Below are 26055 nucleotides of genomic sequence, written 5' to 3' on the forward strand. Positions count from 1 at the left end.
AATTTATATAAATATCTTTACATATTTTTTGTTAAATTGTCTAACATTTCCTTATAAAATCCTAATGCCTTTTCTTTCTTTATTTCCGAACTTCTTACTGCAAAATATGGATTTTCCCCAAACATTAAAAATACCTTATCCTTATAATTTTCTAACAAGTATTTATATATGATATTTAAGTTCTTAATTCCATCCGCAAATATAAACTTAACTTCCTTTGGTGTTTCCTTTATTTCTTCAATAGAAATAAGTTTTGCCCTACTCTTAATATAAGCTATATCCATTAAATTATATACAGGGTCTGGAATTTCTGAATATCTATCTTCAAGTTCAGATTTTATATCCATATAATCTTCTAATCCATCAATAGCAGCAATCTTCTTGTATATTTCTATTTTTTGAATTTCATCTTCAATATAAGTTCCTGGTATATATGCATCTACCTTTATATCTACTGTAGTTTCAATAGGCTCTTTCTCTATTTCACCCTTAATAATTTTTATTGTATCTTCTAGCATTCTACAGTATAAATCATATCCTATTGCAGCCATGTGACCATGTTGAGCTGAACCCATCATATTTCCAGCCCCTCTTATTTCTAAATCTCTCATTGCTATCTTAAAACCTGATCCAAGCTCTGTGAAATCCTTAAGAGCTTTTAATCTCTTTTCAGCTACCTCTGTTAATATTTTATCTTTAGTATACATAAAGTAAGCATATGCTATTCTATTTGACCTTCCAACTCTACCTCTTAATTGATAAAGTTGCGATAATCCCATTTTATCTGAATCATGAATTATCATAGTATTAACATTTGGTATATCTATACCTGTTTCTATAATTGTTGTACACACTAAGATATCGTAATCCTTATTCATAAAGCTTACCATTTCTTTTTCAAGTTGTCTTTCAGTCATTTGCCCATGTATTATTCCAACTTTACATTCTGGAACTAATTCACTAATGTATTTAGCCATGCCTTCTATACTTTCAACCCTATTATAGACATAGTAAACTTGACCGCCTCTATTTACTTCTCTTAATATAGCATCTCTTACTAGTTGATCATTTTGCTCCACTACATAAGTTTGTATTGGATATCTCTCTTCTGGTGGTGTCTCTATTACAGATATATCTCTTGCTCCTGTTAATGACATATGAAGAGTTCTTGGGATTGGTGTTGCACTTAAAGTTAATACATCAACATTTTTCTTTAATCCTTTTATTTTTTCTTTTTGAGCAACTCCAAATCTTTGCTCCTCATCTATTATTAGAAGTCCTAAGTCCTTAAAAACAATATCCTTAGAAACTAGCCTATGAGTTCCTATTAATATATCCACATTCCCTTCTTTTACAGCTTGAAGTGTTGCTTTTTGCTCTTTTGCACTTCTAAATCTACTTATCATATCTATTTTTACTGGAAAATCTGAAAATCTCTTTGTCATGTTTTTATAATGTTGCTCTGCCAGTATAGTTGTAGGTACTAGGAATGCTACTTGCTTACCATCCATAACAGCTTTAAATGCTGCTCTAATAGCAACCTCAGTTTTTCCATACCCAACATCACCGCATAGAAGTCTATCCATAGGTTTATCAGTTTCCATATCATGCTTAATTTCTTCTAGAGATGTTAATTGATCTGGAGTTTCCTCAAACGGAAATTCATCTTCAAACTGTTTTTGCCACTCTGTATCTTTTCTAAACTTATATCCCTTTAAAGTAGCCCTTGTAGCATAAAGCTTAACCAAATCTTCTGCTATCTCATTTATAGATTTTTTAACTTTTGCTTTTGCTTTATTCCATTCATTACTTCCAAGTTTATTTACCTTAGGAGTTTTACCTTCACTTCCTATATACTTTTGAACTAAATCTAACTGATCAACAGGGACATATAATTTATCACCTTTATCATAAACAATATCTAAATAATCTCTTGTATGTCCACCAACTTCAATTTGCTTTATTCCTTTATAAACACCAACTCCATGATTAGCATGAACAACATAATCTCCAAGCTTAAGCTCTGCAAAGCTTTTTATTTTCCCTATACCTTTTCTTGAACTAGCCTTTTTAGATATTTTTCTTTTAGCTTCTCCGAAAACATCTTTATCTGATATTACACACAGTTTTAAATCAGGATACTCAAAACCTTTTAATAGATTTCCGAAGGTAATAACAACCTCTCCAAACTCTATTGATTTTATATCCTCTCTGTAAGAACTTTCAATTTCCCTATCTCTTAATGTATTTACAAGTCTTTCTCCCCTAGTCCTTGTTCCCGATAATATTATCGTCTTATATCCCTTTGACTTTTTCTCTTTAATATCATCTATTAACAAATCTAATTGACCTTGATAGCTATTTAGAGTTGATGCATTAAATGAATATCTTTCTATAGGATTTAAAATTTTACTATTAACAGCAAATACATCTAAAGTTATTGATTTTTGAGATTCTAATTTTTCAATTAAATCATCTTTATTTAATAAAAGCTTACTTTGAGATGGTAAAATTCCTCCTCTTTGTAAAAAAGCTTCATAATTTTCACTAAATTCAAAATAACAACTATCTAGCTTACCTTCGCATTTCTTAACATCATCAATTATATATACATAATCTTTTACATAGTTAAAAAAGCTATCTGTCTTATCATAGAAATAAGGTAAATAACTGTCTAAAGTTTCAAATGTTAAAGTTTCTGTTAAAGATTCTATATTAGCACTTATAATTGATTCTAACTTTTGGATTCTTTCGTCATTCCCTTTATTCTTATCCTTAATTTCTTGGAATTCTTTTAAAATAGCTTCTTTTCCTCTATTTAATGCTTCTTCATTTAGTATAATTTCTTTTGCTGGGAATATTTCAATATTGTCAACCTTTTCAATACTTCTTTGTGATTCGGTATTAAAAGTTCTTATAGACTCTATTGAATCTCCAAAAAGCTCTATTCTATATGGATAGGTAGATATTGGTGGAAATATATCAAGAATTCCTCCTCTTAAAGAGAATTCTCCTTTTCCTTCTACAGATTCTACCCTTTCATAACCGCTTTCTAATAGTTTTTTAGATAAATCCTTAAAATTAACATCATCATCTACACTTAATTTAAAGGTATATTCCATAAATAATTCTTTAGGAGTATAAACTGATGTTAAAGAATCTATTGATGTTACTATTATTTTATTTTTATTATCTAAAATTTCTTTTATTACCTTTAGCCTTGCCCATCTTAAATCTCCTGAAATAGCATCTATATTATAAAAAACTACCTCTTTTGCAGGAAAATAATAAATATCATTCGTATAAAAACTTAAGTCTTCATATATATTCTTAGCTTCCATATCGCTATGTGTAAGTATTATCATAGGAGAATCTATACTTTCATATATCCCAAAAATACCATAGCTTTTTCCTGAATCCGATAATCCATTTATATTAATCGGGTATCTTCTTTTATTAATACCCGCTATTATTTCACTAAAAGTAGAGTCATCTCTTAAAGGTTGTAGTACCCCCTTTAATCTCATTAATATACACCGTCCTTAATCTATTCTTTTTTTGATGATTTAAACCCATTAAATTTATTCATTGCTTCCTTTGTTCCATCTTTTATTATAACTTCTACGGATTTTGAAGAGGCATCTATAACTTCCATCAAACTATCCATTTCTTCTTTGTTAAATCTGCCCAAAACATGAGATACTAAATCACCTGTAGGTTGTCCTACGCCTATTTTAATCCTTGGAAAAATATCTGTGCCCATATTAGCTATTATACTCTTTATACCATTATGTCCACCAGCACTTCCTTTTTCCCTAATTCTAAGTTTTCCAACTTCTAAACTAATATCATCATATATAACTATAACTTCATCATTTTCTAATTTATAAAAATTTATAACTTCTCGTACACTTTCACCACTTAAATTCATATAAGTTGTTGGCTTCAACAAAATAACCTTATTATTATTTATAAATCCTTCTCCGTATACTCCTTTAAATTTTGTCCTATTTACATCTATATTATACTTATCTGAAATATAGTCTATAGCCTCAAATCCTATATTATGTCTAGTTCCATCGTATTCTTTTCCTGGATTTCCTAATCCGACAATCAAAAACATATTATGCTGCCTCCTAATTGCTATTAGCATATTTATTATTATACTAGCTTTTTACAATAATAAAAGTACTTAAAATAAAATTGCAACCCTTAAATAGAGCTGCAAACAATTATATTTATTTTTATTTATTATAAATCTTTATTTCTAAGTCTTTTACTTCACCAGAACGCATTACTTTACATTTTAATATGTCTCCTGGTGCTTTATTTTTTAATATTTCAGATATTTGACTAATACTAATTATCTTTTCTCCATCAATTTCAAATATTATATCTGTAGGACGTAGCCCAGATTTATATGAACTTCCCTCTTGGTTAATTGCTGCAATATAAAAACCAGCTGCGTCAGTATACTCCTCACCGTTAATAAATCCTCCTTCTGAAATACCTAGCATATCTTTTATCTTATTTGTTGAACTTATTATTTCCTCTAGAGAACTAAAATCAACAGCATAGTATAGTCCATTTTGATTCATCTCATTCGTTATTTTATAACTGGCAATACCTATAATTTCTCCATTTATATTACTTATTATTCCTCCAGTATTCATAGCTGTTACTGGAGTACTAATTTCTAATAACTTATGCCTAATATTATTAGTATTTATGCTTCTATTAGTTGCTGTTACTATTCCTGGTATTATATTATCTATGTAATCGCTACCAGTGGAATTACTAATAAGAAGTATCCTGTCTCCTTCTAATATATCTGATTTTGCTACAAATTTAATTGGTGTTAATTCCTCATTATAATTCACTTGTATAAGCGCAATATCTATATCTTCATCTGCTACAACTATTTTAGCCTCTATAGGCTTAACCCCTGTAGATGGCAATTTTACATATATATTTTTAAAAGCCTTTATTTTTGAATAGCTTGTTAATATCTTCCCATCACTTTCTATTATTACTCCAGTTGTATTACTGTCAAAATATTTATTTTGTGTTAAATTAACCTCACTATCGCTTATTGTTACTAGAGATTGTTTTACTTTTTCTATCAATTCAGAATACTCTAAAGAAACAGTACCTTTTTCTGATTTATCATTGATTTCATTAATTAAATCTCTATATTTGCTTTCAATAAATAAACTTGAAAATAGTGCCCCTGATAATCCTGCTATAATTAATAAACTTAAAAACTTACTAAGCATCTTAATGTTAGATTTTGTTCTCTTTCTTTTAAATTTTATTGAAGGGAAGCTTTCATTTACCAACTCATCTTTATCACTAAATCTATCCTTCAACTTTTTATTCATAAAACCCCTCCTCCAACATTAACTTTATTTAATCGATCTTTTAAGTGTAAAAGTAAACTTAACACCTTTTCCTTCTATGTTGTTAAACCAAATATCTTGATTGTGCTGAGATAATATCAATCTGACTATCGGTAGTCCTAGTCCTGTACTTATTTTATTGGTTCTAGCCTTATCCATCTTGTAAAACCTTTCCCATATTTTATTAACATCCTCTTTAGGGATATTTGGCCCACTATTAAATATACTAACATATACAACTTCACCCTTTGCATATGTTTCTATTTGTATCTTTCCATATTCATCTCCATATTTTATGGCATTTTCAAGAAGATTAGTTACAACTTGTATTATTCTATCTCTATCACCCATGCAGTATTCATGACTATCACTAAATATGACCTCAACTTTAATTTTTTTATCATTTATCTTTCCTTCTAGATTTAATGCACATAATGTTATTATTTCATTTATATCTAACTTAGTCACTTTTAACTTAAACTTTCCTGATTCCATAGTTGATATATCTAACAAATCATTCACAAGCCTTGATAATCTACAAACTTCATCATTTACTATATTCAAATAATAATTTTCTTTATCTTTTGGAATAACCCCATCAATAATACCTGTTATGAAACCTTTAATTGATGTTATTGGAGACCTTAATTCATGCGATACATTTGAGATAAATTCACGTCTCACATTATCGACCTTTTCTAAAGATTCTGCCATTACATTGAATGAATTTGCTAATTCTCCTATTTCATCATCTGAATCTATATAAACTCGCTTCTCTACCTCACCCTTTGCTAGTTTCTTAGCTGCACTATTAATTTCAGATAAAGGATTTATTAATATTTTTCGAGAGAAATAGTATGCAATTACACTCGATAAAATAACAGCACCTAATACAGATATCCATATCACACTATATAAATCTTTTAAAGCTCTATCACTTTCAATGTCTTCGAAAACTACTACTATACCTTTAAAGCTTTCTTCATTAAATAATGGAGTTGAATAAAGCTTAAGTTTTTTATTAGATTTATCAAAAAAATTTTTTTCTAACATCTGCCCAGATTTTAATATTTTTAAATCTGAATCAGATATGTCTATTTTTTTATACATTAAGTGCCCAAGACTCTCATCAGATACGGCATATACATAACCTTGATTATCTAAAATTATAGAATCCATATCAACAGAAATTTTTATTATATTCATTACACTTTTTAAATCATCATACCTAGTTTCACTATTTTCATTTAAAAATTCTTCTGTAGAACCTTGAATTATATCCATGTATTTACTTATACGTTCAGATCTTTCAATTGAATATTCTCTATTAATCCAAGTTGATAAAACCATTCCTATCAATATTAATACTATTACTGTAATAGATGAAAAGGTAATTAAAATTTTATATATTACACTTTTCTTTTTCATCATTTCACCTCAAATTTATATCCAACACCCCAAACAGTTTCTATTTGCCAATTTTCTCCGCAACTTATTTTTTCTCTTAATCTTTTAATATGAACATCAACAGTTCTAGAATCTCCTGGATAATCATATCCCCATACTTCACAAAGTAGCTGTTCTCTTGTAAACACCTTATTTTTATTGCTTGCTAAATAATGAAGTAATTCGAATTCTTTAGGCGGCATTTTTATTTCAACACCTTTATAAACAACATTATAAGAATTTGCATCTATAACTAAATCTGAATAATTTATTATTTCAGTATTCTTTTCATCATAATTATATCTTCTCATAACAGCTTTAACTCTTGCCAAAAGTTCTTTCGGCTCAAATGGCTTCACTATATAATCATCGGCCCCTAGTTCTAAAGCTAAAACTTTATCAAATGTATCCCCCTTTGCAGTCAACATTATCACCGGGATTTCACTTGATTTTCTAATCCACTTTAAAACCTCTATTCCATCCACTCCAGGTAGCATAATATCTAAAAGTATTAAGTCTGGCTTAAAATCTCCAAAAGCAATGCAAGCCTCTCTTCCATTATGACATCTTCTAGTTTCATATCCTGAGCTTATTAAATACATATTTATTACTTCACATATGTTTTCATCATCGTCAACAATTAATACTCTACCTAATCTATTATCCATAATAACACCGTCCTCATGTTTATTATAATTCATTTATATCCTATATAAAAATTATTATATTAATTATAAACAATAATTAATAATTGTTACAAATTATTAATCATTGACATAATTAATAGGCCTCTAAAAAGTTTGTGCTTTTTAGAGGCCTTTTATCCTATTATGTATTAAACTTCAAATAATTTGCTTATTGGTTCATCATCATATATTCTCTTTATTGCTTCTGCAAATAATGGTGCTACTGATAATGATTTAAATTTCACTAAACCATCTTTTTCAGGTAACTTAATTGTATTTAACATAACTAACTCTTCTATTGCAGAATTATTAATTCTTTCGAAAGCAGGACCTGATAAAACTCCATGAGTACAGCATGCATAAACATTTTTAGCACCCAAATCTTTTAATGCATTTGCTGCATTTGCTATAGTTCCTGCAGTATCTATCATATCATCTATTAAGATACACTTTTTACCTTCAACATCACCTATTATGTTCATAATTTCTGATACATTTGCCTTTGGTCTTCTCTTATCTATAATTGCTATTGGTGCATGTAATCTATCAGCAAACTTTCTTGCTCTAGTAACGCTTCCTAAATCAGGTGAAACAACTACAACATCATCTCTATCATCAAAGCCCTTTTCAACAAAATATTTAGCTAATATTGGTGATCCTAATAAATGATCAACTGGTATATTGAAATATCCTTGAATTTGTGCTGCGTGTAGATCCATAGTTAATACTCTATGAGCTCCTGCTGCAGTTAAAAGATCTGCAACTAATTTAGCTGTTATTGGGTCTCTTGACTTAGCTTTTCTATCTTGTCTCGCATATCCATAATAAGGCATAACAACTGTAATTCTACCTGCTGAAGCTCTCTTAAATGCATCTATCATTATTAAAAGTTCCATTAAATTATTGTTAACTGGTGAACTAGTTGATTGAACTAAGAACACATCTGTTCCTCTTACAGTTTCTGCTATATCAACTGATATTTCTCCATCACTAAAAGTTGAAACCTTAGCTTTACCTAATGGCAAACCTAAAATGTCAGCAATTTCTTTTGCTAATTCTGGATGTGAGTTTCCAGTAAATATTTTAATATTTTTTCCATGGGTTATCATTGTGTGAAGACCTCCTTAAAATTTTTGGCACTTTTGTTTATCTAAATAACTATTTGTTAGTAAGACCTTTTTTAGCCACCCAACCTTCAATATTCCTTTGTTTTGCTCTTGCTACTGCAAGTTCTCCTTCTTTTACATCATTAGTAATTGTTGAACCTGCAGCTATATATGTGTTATCTTCAACATTAACTGGAGATACTAAATTAGTGTTGCAACCTATAAAGCTATTGTTCCCAATTTTAGTTTTATGTTTCTTTTGTCCATCATAATTAACAACTACTGTTCCACAGCCAAAATTACAATTTTCACCTACAGAAGCATCACCTATATATGTTAAGTGTGATACCTTAGTATTATTCCCAATAGTTGATTTTTTAATTTCTACAAAATCCCCTATTCTTGCTCCAGATCCAATTACAGATTCTGGTCTTATATATGCAAATGGGCCTACTGTAGTACTTTCACCAATTTGGCTATCAATAATAACTGAAGATTGAATTTCTACATTATTTGAAATTATACTGTTTGATATTCTTGAATTTGGATATAAAATAACACCTTCTCCAATTTTAGTGTTTCCTTCTAAAACATTACCTGGATAGATGATTGTATCTCGTCCTATTTCTACATCATCACCTATATATGTAGTGCTTGGATCTATTAATGTTACGCCGTTTATCATATGTTTTGTATTAATTCTATTTCTTAATATTCCTTCTGCTTCTGATAATTGTACTCTTGAATTAACACCTATAGTTTCTTCATAATCAATTACAACTGCTCCTACTTTTTTACCCTCTTCTTTTAATATTCCAATAACATCTGTTAAGTAATATTCACCTTGGTTATTATTATTAGATAATTTATCTAATGAATTTAAAAGCATTTCTATATCAAAGCAATATATTGCTGCATTCATTTCATTTATTTTTAGCTCTTCTTCAGTACAGTCTTTATGCTCAACTATTTTTAAAACTTCATCATTTTCTCTAACGATTCTTCCATATCCAGTTGGATCTTCAACTATTGAACTTAATAATGTAGCACTATTATTATTTTCTATATGTGTTTTAAATAAATTATCAACTGTTTCGGCTTTTATTAAAGGTGCATCACCACAAAAAACTCCTACAACACCTTTTTTACCTCTTAAAAAATCAATAGCACATTTTACCGCATGACCTGTACCTAATTGTTCATCTTGTAATGAATAACTGACATTTCTGGATGAAGTTTTTTCTTTTACAAGCTCTGCTCCTTTTCCAATAATAACATTTATATCATCTATATTAGCTTTTCTCATAGTATCTATAACATGATTAACCATTTCTTTACCACATACTTTATGTAAAACCTTTGGCAAATCAGATTTTATTCTAGTTCCTTGTCCAGCTGCTAAAATTAATGCACATTTATACATAAAAAAACACCTCTCTATAAAATGTTAAGGACAAATTTATAATTAATTAAAAAAATGTTCGTAAACATCTCATTCTATTATATTGTATTAGAAAAAGTATTTCAACCTATTTATCCTTTCATATATATCTACTATACCTATATATTTTGTGAATTTCATCAACATATATCAAAACAAAAATAAATTTTTACAAAAAAAATAAAAGGGTTAACCCTTTTATTTTTAAATAACATATTTTAGCCAACTACTTCCTCAGAATCCTCTTCAAGCTTAGCTTTTTCATAAGCTTCAAGTATTGAATTCTGAATCTTTTCTCTAGTGTCTGTGTTAATAGGATGTGCTATATCCTTAAACTCTCCATCTGGTGTCTTTCTACTTGGCATAGCTATAAATAATCCATTTTGTCCTTCGATTACCTTGATGTCATGAACTACAAATTCGTTGTCAAATGTAACAGAAACTATAGCCTTCATTTTTCCATCGGAAGCTATCTTTCTAATTCTTACATCGGTTATTGTCATCGCACTACACCTCCGTTGCTCTGATAGATATAAAATTCTATAAAAAATATAAAAATCCTTCTTTTATTTAAAAATTTTTTAAATTTTTTAAAAATTTACAACTTTGTGTAACTTAACCGTATTTTTTTTAATTATTTATCAAATTTGAAGGTCTAACCTCTAAATCTTTTGATTCACCTAGATGTCTTAATTCTACTATAGATATATAATTATCAACTCTTTTTTGAGCCACTCCTATGTTATCTACTAAAACTCCAATTCCTATTAATTCACTATCAAATTCTTTTAATAAATCCTTTATTCCTTGTGCAGTTCCACCACCTCTTAAGAAATCATCTATAAATATACATTTACTTTTCGTTCTCATTGATTTCTTTGAAAGCGACATCTGTTGAATTCTTCCGCTAGTACCTGACACATAATTTATTGTAACAGTCGATCCCTCTGTTACTTTGTTATCTCTTCTTATTATAACTAGTGGAATTCCTAAATTTCTTGCAACTTCATAAGCAAGTGGAATTCCTTTAGTTTCAACTGTAACGACATAATCTACGTCCTTATTATAAAATACCGAAGATAATATAACTCCAGCTTTACTTATAATTTGTGGATTATACATTAAATCTGTCATGTATATAAAGTTTCCTGGAACAATTCTACTTTCATCTTTCAACATTTCACATAAATCTTCAGCAAATTTTTTTCTACTTTCATTTTCTATTCCAGGAATATATTTTATTCCCCCTGCTGCTCCAGCTATTGTTTCAACTTTTCCCATTTCTAATTTTTCTAAAATTTCTCTTACAATTACTATATCTTCACTTATGGTTGATTTTGCTGCATTTAATAAATCTGAAAACTTATTTAATCCAATGACCTTATTTGGGTTCTCAGTTAAAATTTTTGTAATGGCCACTACTCTGCTATTTCTACTTAGCTTTTCCAAAATATATCACCTACAATTTTAATTTTTTCCGAATTATTCGTTAGTTTCAAGCATCTAATATTCATATTTTATTCTATATTTTTCTCAATATCAATAGATTTTAATCAGTTATCTCCTATTTAACTTATAATTATTATTTTTTTAATAAAATTTTATCAATTTAATTAATATAAAGCTTTTTTATGTGTTCATTTTCTTAAATTTGTATATAATTATAAGGTGATAACTATTTACAGTAATTTTTATAAAAGAATTCTTAATAATAAAGGGGTTGATTTTTTGTCTTTTGATTTAAGCAAAGATATAAATAAGAAAGTTCATTTTGTAGGTATTGGCGGCATTAGTATGAGCGGACTTGCTGCACTTTTGCTAACAAAGGGGTTTAAAGTATCCGGTTCTGATTCTAAAGAATCTGAAATTACTAATAAATTAAAATCTGAAGGTGCCGAAATTTACATAGGTCATGATAAAAACAACTTAAAAGATGTAGACTTAGTAGTTTATACAGCTGCTATTCCATCAGATAATCCAGAAATAATTGAGGCTAAGGATAAAAATATCGACCTTATGGATAGAGCTGAATTTCTAGGTTTGATAATGAAAGGTCATAAATATAATGTTGCTATATCAGGTACACACGGAAAAACCACTTGTACATCTATGCTTTCACATGTGACTTTAAAAGCTAACTTAGACCCTACAATATTAGTAGGTGGTGACTTAGATGTAATTAACGGTAACTTCAAAATAGGAGATAGTGAATATTTCATAACAGAAGCTTGTGAATATAAAGAATCATTCTTAAAATTTTATCCTTATATAGGAGTTATTTTAAATATAGATGCAGATCATCTAGATTATTATAGAGATTTAAATCACATAAAGGAGACTTTTGAAAAATTCTCAAACATAATACCAAGTGATGGATATTTAATAGGTTATTGTGAAGATGAAAATGTAAATGAAATATTAAACAAAACTAAATGCAATACAATGAGTTATGGTATAAATAAAGGTGATGTAAGAGCTACAAATATATCTTTTAATAATAAAGGTTGTGCAAGCTTCACTGTATGTAAAGATAATAATGAGTTATTCGATGTAACTTTAAATACTACTGGTAAGCACAATATATTAAATGCCCTATCAACTATCTGTGTTGGATTAATATTTAATATACCTTACACTTCAATAATAGAAGGATTAAGAGAGTGTAAAGGCGCACATAAAAGATTTGAATATAAAGGTGAATTTAATGGTGCTACAATAATTGATGATTATGCTCATCATCCAGTTGAAATTAAGGCTACTTTAGATACAGCAACAATAATACCTCATAAGAATATTTATGCTGTATTCCAACCACATACTTATACAAGAACAAAAACTTTATTTGACGAGTTTACTGGATGCTTCTCCGATGTAGACGAACTGTTACTTATGGATATATATGCTGCAAGAGAAAAAGATAATGGTATAGTAAACTCAGAACAACTTGGAGATGCAATAAGAGCTAAAGGAATTAAATGCACTAATATTCATAGCCATGAAGAAGCTGCAAACTATTTAAAAAATGTAGCTTCCAATGACGATATTATTTTAACTATTGGTGCTGGAGATGTAGTAAAAGTTGCAGATATAATGTTGAAATAATTATTATTTCAATTTAAACTTATATTATTGTCTTATTAACAAATACTATAAGAAGTAGAATTATATGATTTCTTCATCTATAAATCTACTTCTTATAGTTTTTTTGCCATCTTTTGACTAATATACTAATAATATTGATATTATTTGCTTTTTATGTTTATTTTTGAGCAAGTTTATTTTATAATTTACGAGAACTACAAGTACTATTCTATGATTTTTTTATTATTTAAAATCTTACATAGTACAAATATTAAAATAGAGGTGATTTTATGGATTTATCAAATAAGATTAAAAACGCTGCAGATTTTATAATGGAAAAGTCTAAATACAAACCAGAAATAGGTTTAATTTTAGGTTCAGGATTAGGCTCATTAGCTGATTCTATAGAAAACCCTGAATTTTATCCTTACGAAGAACTTCCTCACTTCCCAATATCAACAGTTGAAGGTCACGCTGGAAGATTAGTTGTTGGTATGTTAAATGGAAAATGTGTTGTTGCAATGCAAGGAAGATTCCACTACTATGAAGGATATTCTTATAACGAAGTAACATTCCCAGTTAGAGTTATGAAATTACTTGGTGTTGAAAAATTAATTGTTACTAATGCTGCTGGAGCAGTAAATACAAGTTTTAAGCCTGGTGATTTAATGCTTATAAATGATCATATTAATTTCTCTGGTGACAACCCACTAATAGGTGCAAATCTTAAAGAATTTGGTCCTAGATTCCCAGATATGTCAAATGCATATAACTCAGAACTTATAGGTAAAGCTTTAAATGTAGCTAAGGATTTAAAAATAGATATTAAACAAGGTGTTTATATGATGTTTAGTGGTCCAACTTATGAAACTCCTGCTGAAGTAAGAATGGCAAGAATACTTGGTGGTGATGCAGTAGGAATGTCTACAGCTCCTGAAGTAATAGTAGCAAACCATTCTGGAATGAAAGTTTTAGGAATTTCTTGCTTAACTAATATGGCTGCTGGAATTCTTGAACAACCATTAAATCATGAAGAAGTAGTAGAAACTTCTAATATGGTTAAAGAAAAATTCACTACATTTATGAATAAAATAATTGAAGTAATATAACTTTAAATAAATTAATTAATTTATTTATACACATAAGAAGAAATCGATATAAATTATACACATAAGAAGAGATCGATATAAACGAAGGAGAAATAAAATTGGAAAGATTAGTTGGAATAATAGGGGTCATAGTTATAATCGGAATAGCTTTTTTACTTTCAGAAAACAAAAAGAAAATTAATTGGAAACTTGTAATAACTGGATTAATATTACAAATTGTATTTGCAATATTAATCTTAAAAGTTCCAGTTGGTAGAACAATTTTTGAAGGTGCTAGTAATGCAATAACAAAATTATTAGACTTTACTAAAGAAGGTACGGACTTTTTATTTGGTCCACTTGCAGATTCTAATGGAATAGGATTTGTATGGGTTGTTCAAATATTACCTACAATAATATTCTTTTCTGCATTAATGGGAGTATTATATTATCTTGGAATAATGCAATTTATAGTTAAGTTTATTGCTAAATTTATTGGAAAATTACTTGGAACTAGTGGATCTGAAACCTTAAGTGCAGTTGGTAACATCTTTTTAGGCCAAACAGAAGCACCGCTCCTTGTTAAACCATTTGTTAAAGACATGACTCGTTCAGAACTTTTAGCTATAATGGTTGGTGGTATGGCTACTGTTGCTGGTGGTGTTATGGCGGGATATGTTGCTATGGGTGTAAATGCTGGGCATCTACTAGCTGCAAGCATTATGGCTGCTCCTGCTGGATTAATACTTGCTAAAATTTTAGTTCCAGAAACAGAAGAAAGTAAGACTAAAAATTCAACTGACATTTCAGTCGAAAATACAGCTTCTAATATAGTTGAAGCTGCTGCTAATGGAGCAAGCGATGGTTTAGGATTAGCATTAAATGTCGCTGCTATGTTACTTGCATTTATAGCTTTATTAGCTCTTGTTAACTTTATAATTGGAGCTATTGGTGGCCTATTTGGGTTCCCCGAGCTAAGTTTTCAATGGATACTAGGAAAGTTATTTTCCCCATTAGCCTTTGTTATGGGAGTTCCTACTGTTGATATATCAGCAGCTGGAAGCTTACTTGGTCAAAAAATAATATTAAACGAATTTGTTGCTTATTCTGAACTTGCAAATCTAATAAAACTTGATATGTTACAACCAAAAACTACAATGATATTAACATATGCATTATGTGGATTTGCTAACTTTAGTTCTATAGCAATACAAATAGCTGGTATAGGTGGTTTAGCTCCTGATAGAAAAGGAACTATTGCTAAATTAGGCTTTAAAGCTCTAATTGGCGGAGTACTTGCAACATGCCTAACTGCAACTATAGCAGGAATATTATTTTAAATAAATATATAAATCTTAAAATTAACTATAAAATTTATTCAATTTCAAGTAGGCTTTATTGCCTTAAAGAAGTTAATCTCTTATTTTTTATAAATGGTCTCACGAAACGTGAGACCCTTTTAAACCATTGATTTTACTTACTTAAAGGCATTTTTAAATTTAAATAGAAATTTTTATATATTATTTATATATATGCAAAAAGGGAAGCTCGAATTAGAACTTCCCTTTTTGTCGACTAATATCAAAATTTATTTTGATACAGACCCTTTTAATTTTATATTATAGTTATATCCTTAGTTACTGAATTTAGAACTTCACATCCATCTTTAGTTACTAACACTAAATCTTCTATTCTTACACCAAAGTCATCCTTTAAATATATTCCTGGTTCAATTGAGAATATCATTCCTTCTTTAATCTCCTCATGATTTGATGAACTAACATCCCCAAAATCATGATCTTCTATTCCAATACTATGTCCTGTTCTGTGAGTAAAATATTCTCCATACCCAGCATCTTCAATGTAATCTCTTGCTGCCTTATCTATATCAGAGAACTTCATTCCTTCTTTAACCTTACTTATAGCACTTAAATTTGCTTCTTTAACTATATTATAAATTTTTGCATGTCTTTCACTTGGTGCTTCACCGAAAAATACAGTTCTAGTCATATCTGAACAATATGAATTATACACACCTCCTATATCTATAACTATACTATGTCCCCTTTTTATAGTATCATTACTAGAATGATGATGAGGGTCTGCTCCATTAGGACTAATAGCAATTATAGGTGAAAATGAAAATTCATTTACTCCATGCTTTTCATATAAATCCACTAATAAATTAGCATAATACTTTTCTGTCTTTCCCTCTTCTAATCTGTTCCATAATTCAAGCATTACTTTATCATTTATTTCTGAAGATTTTTTCATTAATGCAATTTCTTCTTGATCCTTTATCATTCTTAACCTATCAATAATAGGTGATGAATTAACAAAAGCCTTCGCTCCATTATTATTCATAAGTTTTATTAAGAAATGTGCTGGCCAATTTTTATCCACACCCAATGTACTTTCTTTATCCACAATTGTGCATAATATTTTTATTGGATCTTCGATATCTGTGTACCAAACTAAATCTACGCCTAGGTCTTCATATATAGGAAATAACTTATTCACTATAAGTTTATGATTTCCCTTTGTACTTAAATATAAAGCTATCATTCTTTCTCCAGGAGAAAACCACTTTCCTGTTAAGTAAAAAATAGCTGGAGGAGATGATATAATCATTTGATTTAATCCTTGCTCTTCCATTGCTTTTAAAACATTGTTAACTCTATTTAATTTCATATATTTTACCTCCTAATTTTTTTCTATAAATATAATATACCTCATCATGTAGATAATATCTATTTATAATAATATTATTAAATTTATTTATAGCAAATATTTAAAATGATATAATATATATTATGCGATTAAAAATAAACCAAATAATTTATATATTTTCGATTTTACTTGAATATAAATAATTATATTAAGCATTTAATATAAAATTAATTTAATTATGCGATTTATTATTAAAACATATATATTTAAATCCAATAATAGCTTTAAAATTATATATTTATTTAGGAGGATTATCTCATGAAAATAGCTGCAATTTCAGATATACACGGAAATATTTATTCACTAATGAAGGTCTTAGAAGATATTGATGAACAAAAGGTTGATTTAGTAATTTGCCTTGGAGATTTAGTTGGCTATGGTCCTCATCCAAATGAAGTTATTGCTTTAATTAAGAGAAGAGAAATACCTTGTATAAAAGGTAACTATGATGCATCTGTAGTTGATGGAGGATTTACATTCATAAGAGATACTAGCATAAATTCCTTTGCACTTCCTTGGGCATGTGAAGAAGTTAGAGCCTCCAATAAATACTATTTATCACAACTACCAACATATTTAGATTATGATATTAATGGAGTTAAAATTAAATTTACTCACGGTAGCCCAAATGCCATAAATGAATACCTATTTGAAGATAAAGAAAATACTGAAAAGGTAATGAGTGAATTAGAAGAAGATATTTTAGTTTGCGCACATACTCATATTCCTTCATATAAAAAATTTAATAATAAAATATTTATAAATGTAGGAAGTGTTGGCAAACCAAAAATAGGTCGTCCAAACGCAACTTACTGTATACTTAATATTGATGAAGATAAAAATGTGGATGTTAAATTTAGAGAGCTAGAATATGAATTCAAAAGAATAGTAAAAGATTCTCAAATGCTCAATTTTCCTGCTCAATTAGTTTCCTCTTACGAGAGTGGAAATGAATAATAATAAAAAAATTGCTACGATTACATAACGTAGCAATTTTTTATTATTCTTCCCAACTACATTTTTTAGTATAATTCATTACCCCTACTACTATTAATTTAGACAAAATATTTTTATCCCCGTTATGACAATTTTTAAAAGCTTCACTATAGTCGGAACCTGCTTTAATTCCAAAATGCTTGCCATCTTTCCATTGAGGCATATCGCGCGTATCATATATAGTTCCATCTACAGCAATATATGCTGGCATTCCATTTTCTCCATTATATAAAGACAATTCTTCCTCAGTTAATTGAAGTAATTCTTCGTCTCTATTTTTATTATAAAAACTTACCTCCTCTAAGTATGAACTAATTTGATTACAAACTCTATCCATAACCTGTAATATATTTTCTTTATATTCTTTTGGATATGTTACTAACATACTTTTTAGCTGATTTAATTCAATAAATTTTTCTTCTAAAAACCCCTTATAATCCATATAATCCTCCATAAAATATTATCTAAAATTATATTATGATTTAAAGTTGCAAATGTTAGTGAATTGGTGTAAAATCGTAATAAACATTATAAATTTTATTACTATGACGAGAAGAGTAGCTATATGGAGGTAGTCTTAGCGAGTAAGGAATGGTGTGAGCCTTATACGAAGCCTTTAGTGAAGAACATCTCTGAGTTTCTAACCGAACAAGTGAAAATTATCATCTTTCATTTATATAAGATGTATATTAGGTTAATTAATTAGTTTCACTTAAGTAGACTTAGACGGATTCAAACCGTTATTATTTGAATGACATTACTTGTGTCAGTAGAGTGGCTATTTATACGATAGCAATCTGGGTGGTACCGCGAAATTATCCTTTCGTCCCTATTTTAGGGATGAAAGGTTTTTTATTTTACAAAAAATTATGGTAGGAGGAACAATAATGGATAAAGTTATTTTAGTAAAATCACTTTACAGAAATCAAGATGAATATTTATCTAAAGAAATAAAAATTTCTGGTTGGATAAGAACTCTAAGAGCATCAAATGCTTTTGGATTTATTGAAGTAAATGACGGTACATTTTTTAAGAATGTTCAAGTAGTTTTTGATAATAAACTTGATAACTTTAAAGATGTATCAAAACTACCTATTAGCTCATCAATAACAGTTATAGGTACTTTAGTTGCAACTCCAGAAGCTAAGCAACCATTTGAAATTCAAGCTAAGGAAATAGTTATAGAAGGTTTATCTCAATCAGATTATCCACTTCAAAAGAAGAGACATACTTTTGAATATCTTAGAACTATTGCTCATTTAAGACCAAGAAGTAATGCATTTTCAGCTGTATTTAGAGTACGTTCAGTAGCAGCTTATGCTATCCACAAATTCTTCCAAGAAAGAGGATTTGTTTATACTCATACTCCATTAATAACTGGAAGTGACTGTGAAGGTGCTGGAGAAATGTTTAGAGTAACTACTTTAGACCTACACAATGTTCCAAAAACTGAAGAAGGTGCAATAGACTTTAAGCAAGATTTCTTTGGTAAAGAAAGTAACTTAACAGTATCAGGACAATTAAATGCTGAATGTTATGCTTTAGCATTTAGAAATGTTTATACTTTCGGACCTACTTTCAGAGCTGAAAATTCTAATACAGCAAGACATGCAGCTGAGTTCTGGATGATAGAGCCTGAAATAGCATTTGCTGATTTACAAGATGATATGGAATTAGCTGAAGATATGCTTAAATATGTTTTAGAATATGTTTTAGCTGAATGTCCAGAAGAAATGGCTTTCTTCAATCAATTTGTTGATAAAGGAATTCTAGATAGATTAAATCATGTTATGACATCTGACTTCGGAAAAGTAACTTATACCGAAGCAGTTGAAATATTAAAGAAAGCTGATAAGAAGTTTGAATACCCTGTTGAATGGGGAATTGATCTACAAACAGAACATGAAAGATATCTTACTGAAGAACACTTCAAGAAACCTGTTTTTGTAACTGATTATCCAAAGGATATAAAGGCATTCTATATGAGATTAAATGATGATGGAAAAACAGTTGCTGCAACAGATCTTTTAGTTCCAGGTATAGGAGAACTTATCGGTGGTAGCCAAAGAGAAGAAAGATTAGACATCTTAACTAAGAGAATGGCTGAACTTGGACTTAACGAAGAAGATTACTGGTGGTATTTAGAGCTTAGAAAATACGGAGAAACTAAGCACGCTGGATTTGGATTAGGATTTGAAAGACTTATTATGTATATTACAGGTATGTCAAATATCAGAGACGTAATTCCATTCCCAAGAACTACAGGACAATCAGACTTTTAATATAGGAACCCCTAGTGAATATTATATTTACTAGGGGTTCTATATTAAAAGCACCATAATTTTATAATAACTATTTATCTATGAGACTATTTATAATTTTTTTATAAATGCACTAAGATATCATTTTTTTGTATTTTCCAAAGATATCCCCTCATGCTCTTCAAACCTTTTTAACTTAGGCGTATTAATAATCTGAGCTCCATAAATTCCGTTATGCCCTATTACATAATAACTAATAAATGCTCCAATTATATAATATGGTACAGCTTCTCCTCCAAATAAATTTATTCCAAGCATAATTGTAGTAAGTGGAGTATTAGTAGCACTCCCAAAAACACAAATCATTCCAATAGCTGCTAATAATGAAGGCTCTATATTAGTTAAGTTACCTATGGCACCACCTAAAGAAGCACCTATATCAAATAGTGGAGTAACCTCTCCCCCTTGAAATCCTGCCCCTAAAGTTAATATTGTTAGTATTAATTTCTTTATTGGATCTAAAATAGTTACTTCTCCTGAAAAACCGCTGTCAATAAGCCAAGTGCTTAGTCCTTCAAATTTATATAATCTAAATATTACAATTACTAATAAAACTACTATTGAAGATATTATCGCTCTATATATATTATTTTTTATATTTTTATTATAAAAGCCTTTAACTAAATGAATACCTTTTGCAAACATTCTTCCAAAAACCCCAAATAATATTGATGATATTATTACTATTAATAATGTATATATAGTAATACTTGGTACAGATTTTATTAAATGAACTGTATGATTTATACCTAATGATTCTGTAACAAAATTAGCCGCATACGAACTAATAAAGCAATATATCATTGCTTCATAGCTAAGCTTTCCTATAAAACATACTTCCATACCAAAAAATGTACCAGCAAGTGGTGTTCCAAAGACTGAGCCAAATGCAGCACTTATTCCTGACATAATTAGAATTCTTTTCTCCTTATGCTCCATTTTGAAAATATTAGCTACCTTATTTGTCAAGGCTCCTCCTATTTGAACTGCTGTACCTTCTCTTCCCGCTGATCCCCCAGATAAATGCGTTAATACAGTAAAAATAAATGTTAAGATTGCCATCCTAAATGGAACTTTTACCTCCTTATGAACACTTTCAATAATTAAATTGTTTCCTCTATTAGATCCATTCCCATACTTTGAATATGTATATGCTGTTAATACTCCTATTATAGGAATTAAAAAAATTAGATAAGGAAATCCCTCTCTTAAGGTTGTAACGAATTCTAATGATCTTAAAAATATTGCTGATATAATTCCCATTACAATTGAAACTATAATAGTTGAAATAGTTAATTTAAAAATTCTCATCTTTTGCCTACCTTTCCTTTTCATAAAAAAGTACATCTATATAAATTTATAAATAATAAAAAAGACTAATGCTCTACGATTAAATCATAGAAGTCATTAGTCTTACTTGACGGTTTAGATTTCTCATGGGAGAACTTCATTCCCAAAAATTATTCCTATTTTTTATTATTATAATACTAAAGTTTATGAAAATCAATCTATGCCTTTCTATATATTCTTTATATTTTCATATACTCTTCTATAACGAGAATACACTTCTTTATACGTTTCTACTGCTTCTTCATTTGGATAGTAGCATTCTTTTTCTTTTACTATTACTTTTACAGCATCTTCAAAAGAATCGAACCAACCTAATGAAACAGCAGCTATGATTGTAGCTCCAAGAGATGGACCTTCTTCTATTTTTAAAGATATTACCTTTTTATTAAATACGTTAGCTTGAATTTGAAGCCAATCCTTAGACTTAGCTCCTCCTCCTACGGAAATTATTTCTCTATCACTATCATCTTCATATATGCTAAAGCAATCCTTTAATGAGAAAGTTATTCCTTCAATTACTGCTCTTGCAAAATGATTTAAATCATGACTTTTATCTATTCCTATGAAAGTTCCTCTTATATTACTGTCTGCATAAGGTGTTCTTTCTCCAACTATATAAGGAGCAAATAATAATCCATTAGATCCTTCTTTAACATTAGATACTCCGCTTAAAAGTTCATCAAAATCTTTATCCTTTGCAAAGGTATTTCTAAACCAGCTTAAAGAATCTCCAGCAGAAAGAGTTACCCCCATTGAGTAACAGCTATTTGGTAGTACATTATTAAACATGTGAAGTTTTCCACCATAGTTCTTATACTCTTCTTCATATTTTAAATATACACCTGAAGTTCCTATACTTAATAAATCTCTATTTTTATTTATTATTCCTGAACCTAAAGCCGAACAAGGATTGTCTGATCCTGCTGGGAAGATTTTAATACTTCCTTTGGCATTTAACTTTTCCTTTAATTCTTCATTTAATTCTCCAACACATTCAGTTGAATTATATATCTTAGGATATTTATTTAAATCTAAATCTAAAAGATTTGCTATTTCTTCAGACCATTTTCCTTCTTTAATATTTAACATTTGTGTTCCAGCTGCATCAGATATATCTGTACATATGTTACCTGTATATTTAAATACTAAATAATCTTTAGGTAAACAGAACTTTTTAGTCTTTTCCCAATTTTCAGGTTCATTTTCTTTTACCCATAATACCTTTGGAAGCGTAAATCCTTCAAGGCTTTTATTCCCTGTGATTTCAATTACTTTTTCTCCAAAGTTATTCATTATATATTCACATTGCTTAGTTGTTCTTGTGTCATTCCATAGAATACTTCTTCTTATAGGTTTATTTTCATTATCTAATAATACTAAGCTATGCATTTGCCCTGATATACTTATAGCTCTTAATCCATCTCCACCTAAATCATTAGTTATTTTTTCCAAAACCTTAACTGAAGCATTATACCAATCTTCTGGCTCTTGCTCAGAATGTCCATCTCTATTATTGTATAAAGGATAACTTTCTGAATGCTTCAATACTACTTCTCCAGCTTTATCTAAAGCTATCCCCTTGATAGAACCCGTTCCTAAATCTAAACCTATAACATATTCCATAAAAATATCCTCCCAGTATTTAATAAAGTAGGGAGACATTTGTCTCCCCCTATTTATATATAAATTTTAGTATATTAAATCATTTAATCTTGATTTTACAAATTCAATATGTGATGATTTATTATTAACTTCTTTAACTGATAATGCATGATTAGTTAAAACTTCTAAATCTAATTCATTGTTTAATAATTGTTTACCTAATTCGCTATCATAAGAAGAATATCTATCCTTTTTAACATTGTCTAGGAATCCAGTTTCAATTATTCTAGCTGCTGCTTTTAATCCTCTTGCATAAGTATCCATTCCTGCAATATGAGCTATAAATAAATCTTCTTGTTCAAAAGAGGTTCTTCTAACTTTAGAATCAAAGTTTATTCCACCATCATGTAGTCCACCATTTTTTAACACTTCTATTAATGCTAAAGTAGTATCATATACATTAGTTGGGAATTCATCTGTATCCCATCCTAATAATGGATCTCCTTGGTTAGCATCAATTGAGCCTAAAGCATTATAATTTCTAGCTACATTTAATTCATGTTCAAAAGTATGTCCAGCAAGAGTTGCATGGTTTGCTTCAATATTTAACTTAAAGTGTTCCATTAAGTCATACTTTTGAAGGAAAGCTAAAGCTGTAGCTGAATCAAAATCATATTGATGAGTCATTGGCTCTTTTGGTTTTGGTTCAATTAAGAAAGTTAATTTGTGATTAATCTTTTCACAGTAAGCTATTGCCATTTTATATAATCTTGCGATATTTTCTTCTTCAAATTGAATATCTGTGTTTAATAAAGTTTCATAACCTTCTCTTCCACCCCAGAATACAAAGTTTTTACCGCCTAATTTTTTGCTTATATCTATTCCCTTTTTAACTTGAGCTGCTGACATTGCATATACATCTATATTAGGGCTTGATGCTGCACCATTAACATATATAGGGTTAGCATGTCTATCTGCTGTGTTCCATAAAAGTTTAATCCCAGTCTTGTCCATCTTTTCTTTCATGTAATCTGTTATAACATCTAAGTTGTGGAAGAATTCTTCTAAGCTATTTCCAAATGGAGCAACATCCATGTCATGGAAGCAAAAATATTCAACGCCTAACTTTTGTAAAAATTCAAAATTTGCATCAACTTTATTTTTTGCTGTTTGCATTGGATCTTCTGATATCCAATTTCTTTGGTTAGTTCCTTTTCCAAATGGATCTGATCCATCATTACAGAAAGTGTGCCAATAAGCTACTGCAAACTTAAGATGTTCTTTCATTGGCTTTCCCATTACTATCTCTTCTGGATTGTAATGATGAAACGCAAGCATATTATTACTTTCTGGTCCTTCATATTTTATTTTTTCAATATTATTAAAAAATCCCATTTTCCCACCTCTTTTAATTAGTTAGTTTTCCTATCTAACTTAATAATAACTCTTAATTTTAACGATGTCAATGTTTACATTTAATTTTTTTGTCTGTTTCGCATTTTATTATTTTTGAACTTTTCTTATACCTATGCTATATTATTTATAAACAATCAAAGAGGATGGTACACTATGGAAAACAAGTTTAACATTAGGAAGTCCAATATAGTTGAAATCTTAAGCCTTCTTTATAGTAAACCTAATATATCAAGAATAGAAATCTCAAAGCTTATTAATCTTAATAAAGCTAGTGTCTCTGAGATTATTAGTTTATTAATTGAAAAGGATATAGTTTATGAGATTGGAATAGGTAATGGGAGCTCGAGTGGAGGTAGAAAACCTATATTACTCAAATTAAACGAAAAGGCTGGATGCAGCTTAGGGATTGATTTAGGCATTGATTATATTGGATTTTTACTTACTGATTTAAATAAAAATGTTTTATCCCATGAGCGTAAAGAAATAAAAATCACAAAAAATAATGTTGTTGAAACAATAGTAGATATTATAAATTCTTTACAATATATAATAAATGAATACAACTATGGATTAATAGGTGTTAGTCTTTCCATACATGGTAGAGTGTTTATGGATGAAATTAAATTTACTCCATATTATGATTTAGATAAAATTAATTTAAAGGATGAGCTATCTAAAATCATGCCAAATATAAGTTTTCATCTAGAAAATGAATCTAATTTAGCTGCAATTGGAGAATTTCAAAACTCTTCAGAATCTCTAAATAATTCTATAGTAATTAATGTACATACTGGAATTGGTGCTGGAATAATAATTAATGGTGAATTATATTCTGGCTTTGAAGGCCGCGCAGGCGAAGTAGGTCATATGGTTCTTATACCAAATGGTAAAAAGTGCCCTTGTGGTAATAATGGTTGCTTTGAGCAATATTGCGCAATTCCTGCTTTATTGGAGGACTTTAATATTAACTCTACAAAAAAAATATTTACAGTAAAGGAACTTTGTGATTTATATAAATCAAATGATAAAGTTGCAATTGAGGCTATATCTAGAAATATAGAGTTTATAGCTATGGGGTTAACCAATATATTTAACTTTTTTGCACCAGATAACATATTTATACATAGTGAGTTAATTGATTATATACCTGAATACTTAACATTAGTTAACCAAAAAATCAACTCTATTTTTTCTAAGGATATTACTTTACTTGAGAATAAACTCGATGGTAAATCTAATTTATATGGTGGTATACATCGTTGCATTTTTGACTTTTTTGATAGATTTACAGACATTATATAAAGGGCCTCGCGAAATAAACTGATACCTATGTCAAGGACATTATAAAAAAAGGGTTATGCACAAAGAAGATGATTTCTGTATTGAACAGGGG

General features: G+C 29.0%; 20 protein-coding genes, 1 riboswitch and 1 other annotated feature. Of the genes, 6 read left to right on the top strand and 14 right to left on the bottom strand.

Features of this window, described 5'->3' with window-relative positions:
- Positions 1-17: 17 nt before the first annotated feature.
- The 9 genes from mfd to purR all read right to left on the bottom strand — a co-directional run bounded on the left by mfd (position 18) and on the right by purR (position 11527).
- Positions 18-3527, bottom strand: a complete 3510-nt coding sequence (gene mfd, locus I2A75_RS14875; RefSeq protein ID WP_195265942.1) for a transcription-repair coupling factor — start codon at positions 3525-3527, stop codon at positions 18-20.
- A 20-nt stretch (positions 3528-3547) separates the two neighbouring features.
- Positions 3548-4123 carry an aminoacyl-tRNA hydrolase gene (gene pth / locus I2A75_RS14880; RefSeq protein ID WP_195265944.1) on the bottom strand — a complete coding sequence of 192 codons (576 nt, stop codon included), beginning with the start codon at positions 4121-4123 and terminating at the stop codon, positions 3548-3550.
- Between the two features lie 121 nt (positions 4124-4244).
- Positions 4245-5381: a S1C family serine protease gene (locus tag I2A75_RS14885; protein WP_195265946.1), complete on the bottom strand. Its 1137-nt coding sequence runs from the start codon at positions 5379-5381 to the stop codon at positions 4245-4247.
- A gap of 24 nt (positions 5382-5405) precedes the next feature.
- The gene (locus I2A75_RS14890; RefSeq protein WP_195265981.1) at positions 5406-6827 is read right to left on the bottom strand and encodes a HAMP domain-containing sensor histidine kinase; all 1422 of its coding nucleotides are present in this window, start codon (positions 6825-6827) and stop codon (positions 5406-5408) included.
- Entirely contained in the window at positions 6827-7513 is a 687-nt protein-coding gene (locus tag I2A75_RS14895) for a response regulator transcription factor (RefSeq protein WP_195265948.1), read from the bottom strand. Before I2A75_RS14895 ends, I2A75_RS14890 begins: the two co-directional genes overlap by 1 nt.
- Before the next feature lie 167 nt (positions 7514-7680).
- A complete protein-coding gene (locus tag I2A75_RS14900) occupies positions 7681-8640 on the bottom strand; it encodes a ribose-phosphate diphosphokinase (RefSeq protein ID WP_195265950.1) in 960 nt (319 codons plus the stop codon).
- 49 nt (positions 8641-8689) lie between these two features.
- Positions 8690-10060 (bottom strand): bifunctional UDP-N-acetylglucosamine diphosphorylase/glucosamine-1-phosphate N-acetyltransferase GlmU, encoded by a 1371-nt coding sequence (gene glmU / locus I2A75_RS14905; RefSeq protein WP_195265952.1) that lies wholly within the window; start codon positions 10058-10060, stop codon positions 8690-8692.
- 236 nt (positions 10061-10296) lie between these two features.
- A complete protein-coding gene (gene spoVG, locus I2A75_RS14910) occupies positions 10297-10581 on the bottom strand; it encodes a septation regulator SpoVG (protein ID WP_008681625.1) in 285 nt (94 codons plus the stop codon).
- Positions 10582-10708: 127 nt separating this feature from the next.
- The gene (gene purR, locus I2A75_RS14915) at positions 10709-11527 is read right to left on the bottom strand and encodes a pur operon repressor (protein ID WP_195265955.1); all 819 of its coding nucleotides are present in this window, start codon (positions 11525-11527) and stop codon (positions 10709-10711) included.
- Positions 11528-11806: 279 nt separating this feature from the next.
- Here purR and murC point away from each other — a divergent pair, with 279 nt between their 5' ends.
- The 3 genes from murC to I2A75_RS14930 all read left to right on the top strand — a co-directional run bounded on the left by murC (position 11807) and on the right by I2A75_RS14930 (position 15587).
- Complete coding sequence (murC, locus tag I2A75_RS14920; RefSeq protein WP_195265957.1) at positions 11807-13180, top strand: UDP-N-acetylmuramate--L-alanine ligase; 1374 nt, start codon at positions 11807-11809, stop codon at positions 13178-13180.
- A gap of 269 nt (positions 13181-13449) precedes the next feature.
- Complete coding sequence (locus tag I2A75_RS14925) at positions 13450-14268, top strand: purine-nucleoside phosphorylase (RefSeq protein WP_195265959.1); 819 nt, start codon at positions 13450-13452, stop codon at positions 14266-14268.
- 98 nt (positions 14269-14366) lie between these two features.
- Positions 14367-15587 carry a NupC/NupG family nucleoside CNT transporter gene (locus I2A75_RS14930; RefSeq protein WP_195265961.1) on the top strand — a complete coding sequence of 407 codons (1221 nt, stop codon included), beginning with the start codon at positions 14367-14369 and terminating at the stop codon, positions 15585-15587.
- A gap of 274 nt (positions 15588-15861) precedes the next feature.
- On the opposite strand, the gene I2A75_RS14935 is transcribed toward I2A75_RS14930, so the two are convergent.
- The gene (locus I2A75_RS14935; RefSeq protein ID WP_195265963.1) at positions 15862-16938 is read right to left on the bottom strand and encodes an aminopeptidase P family protein; all 1077 of its coding nucleotides are present in this window, start codon (positions 16936-16938) and stop codon (positions 15862-15864) included.
- Positions 16939-17235: 297 nt separating this feature from the next.
- Between I2A75_RS14935 and I2A75_RS14940 the strand changes: the two genes are divergently transcribed.
- The gene (locus tag I2A75_RS14940; RefSeq protein WP_195265965.1) at positions 17236-17934 is read left to right on the top strand and encodes a metallophosphoesterase family protein; all 699 of its coding nucleotides are present in this window, start codon (positions 17236-17238) and stop codon (positions 17932-17934) included.
- 43 nt (positions 17935-17977) lie between these two features.
- Here the strand turns inward: I2A75_RS14940 and I2A75_RS14945 are convergent, their stop codons facing one another.
- Entirely contained in the window at positions 17978-18415 is a 438-nt protein-coding gene (locus I2A75_RS14945; RefSeq protein ID WP_195265967.1) for a cytochrome b5 domain-containing protein, read from the bottom strand.
- A 94-nt stretch (positions 18416-18509) separates the two neighbouring features.
- Positions 18510-18807: a binding site (T-box leader), on the top strand.
- Positions 18808-18860: 53 nt separating this feature from the next.
- Between I2A75_RS14945 and asnS the strand changes: the two genes are divergently transcribed.
- Complete coding sequence (asnS, locus tag I2A75_RS14950; RefSeq protein ID WP_195265969.1) at positions 18861-20255, top strand: asparagine--tRNA ligase; 1395 nt, start codon at positions 18861-18863, stop codon at positions 20253-20255.
- Positions 20256-20375: 120 nt separating this feature from the next.
- Here asnS and I2A75_RS14955 read toward each other — a convergent pair whose 3' ends face one another.
- The 3 genes from I2A75_RS14955 to xylA form a co-directional block, all read right to left on the bottom strand.
- The gene (locus I2A75_RS14955) at positions 20376-21605 is read right to left on the bottom strand and encodes a chloride channel protein (protein WP_195265971.1); all 1230 of its coding nucleotides are present in this window, start codon (positions 21603-21605) and stop codon (positions 20376-20378) included.
- An 80-nt stretch (positions 21606-21685) separates the two neighbouring features.
- Positions 21686-21758, bottom strand: a riboswitch (Fluoride riboswitch).
- A gap of 54 nt (positions 21759-21812) precedes the next feature.
- Positions 21813-23267: a xylulokinase gene (gene xylB / locus I2A75_RS14960; protein ID WP_195265973.1), complete on the bottom strand. Its 1455-nt coding sequence runs from the start codon at positions 23265-23267 to the stop codon at positions 21813-21815.
- A 66-nt stretch (positions 23268-23333) separates the two neighbouring features.
- A complete protein-coding gene (xylA, locus tag I2A75_RS14965) occupies positions 23334-24641 on the bottom strand; it encodes a xylose isomerase (protein WP_195265975.1) in 1308 nt (435 codons plus the stop codon).
- Positions 24642-24815: 174 nt separating this feature from the next.
- Between xylA and I2A75_RS14970 the strand changes: the two genes are divergently transcribed.
- Positions 24816-25964, top strand: coding sequence for an ROK family transcriptional regulator (locus I2A75_RS14970; protein WP_195265977.1), 1149 nt, complete (start codon positions 24816-24818; stop codon positions 25962-25964).
- Positions 25965-26055: the final 91 nt, after the last annotated feature.

Origin of the sequence: Clostridium sp. 1001275B_160808_H3 (genome assembly GCF_015550425.1) — a bacterium.
Lineage (GTDB): Bacteria > Bacillota > Clostridia > Clostridiales > Clostridiaceae > Clostridium.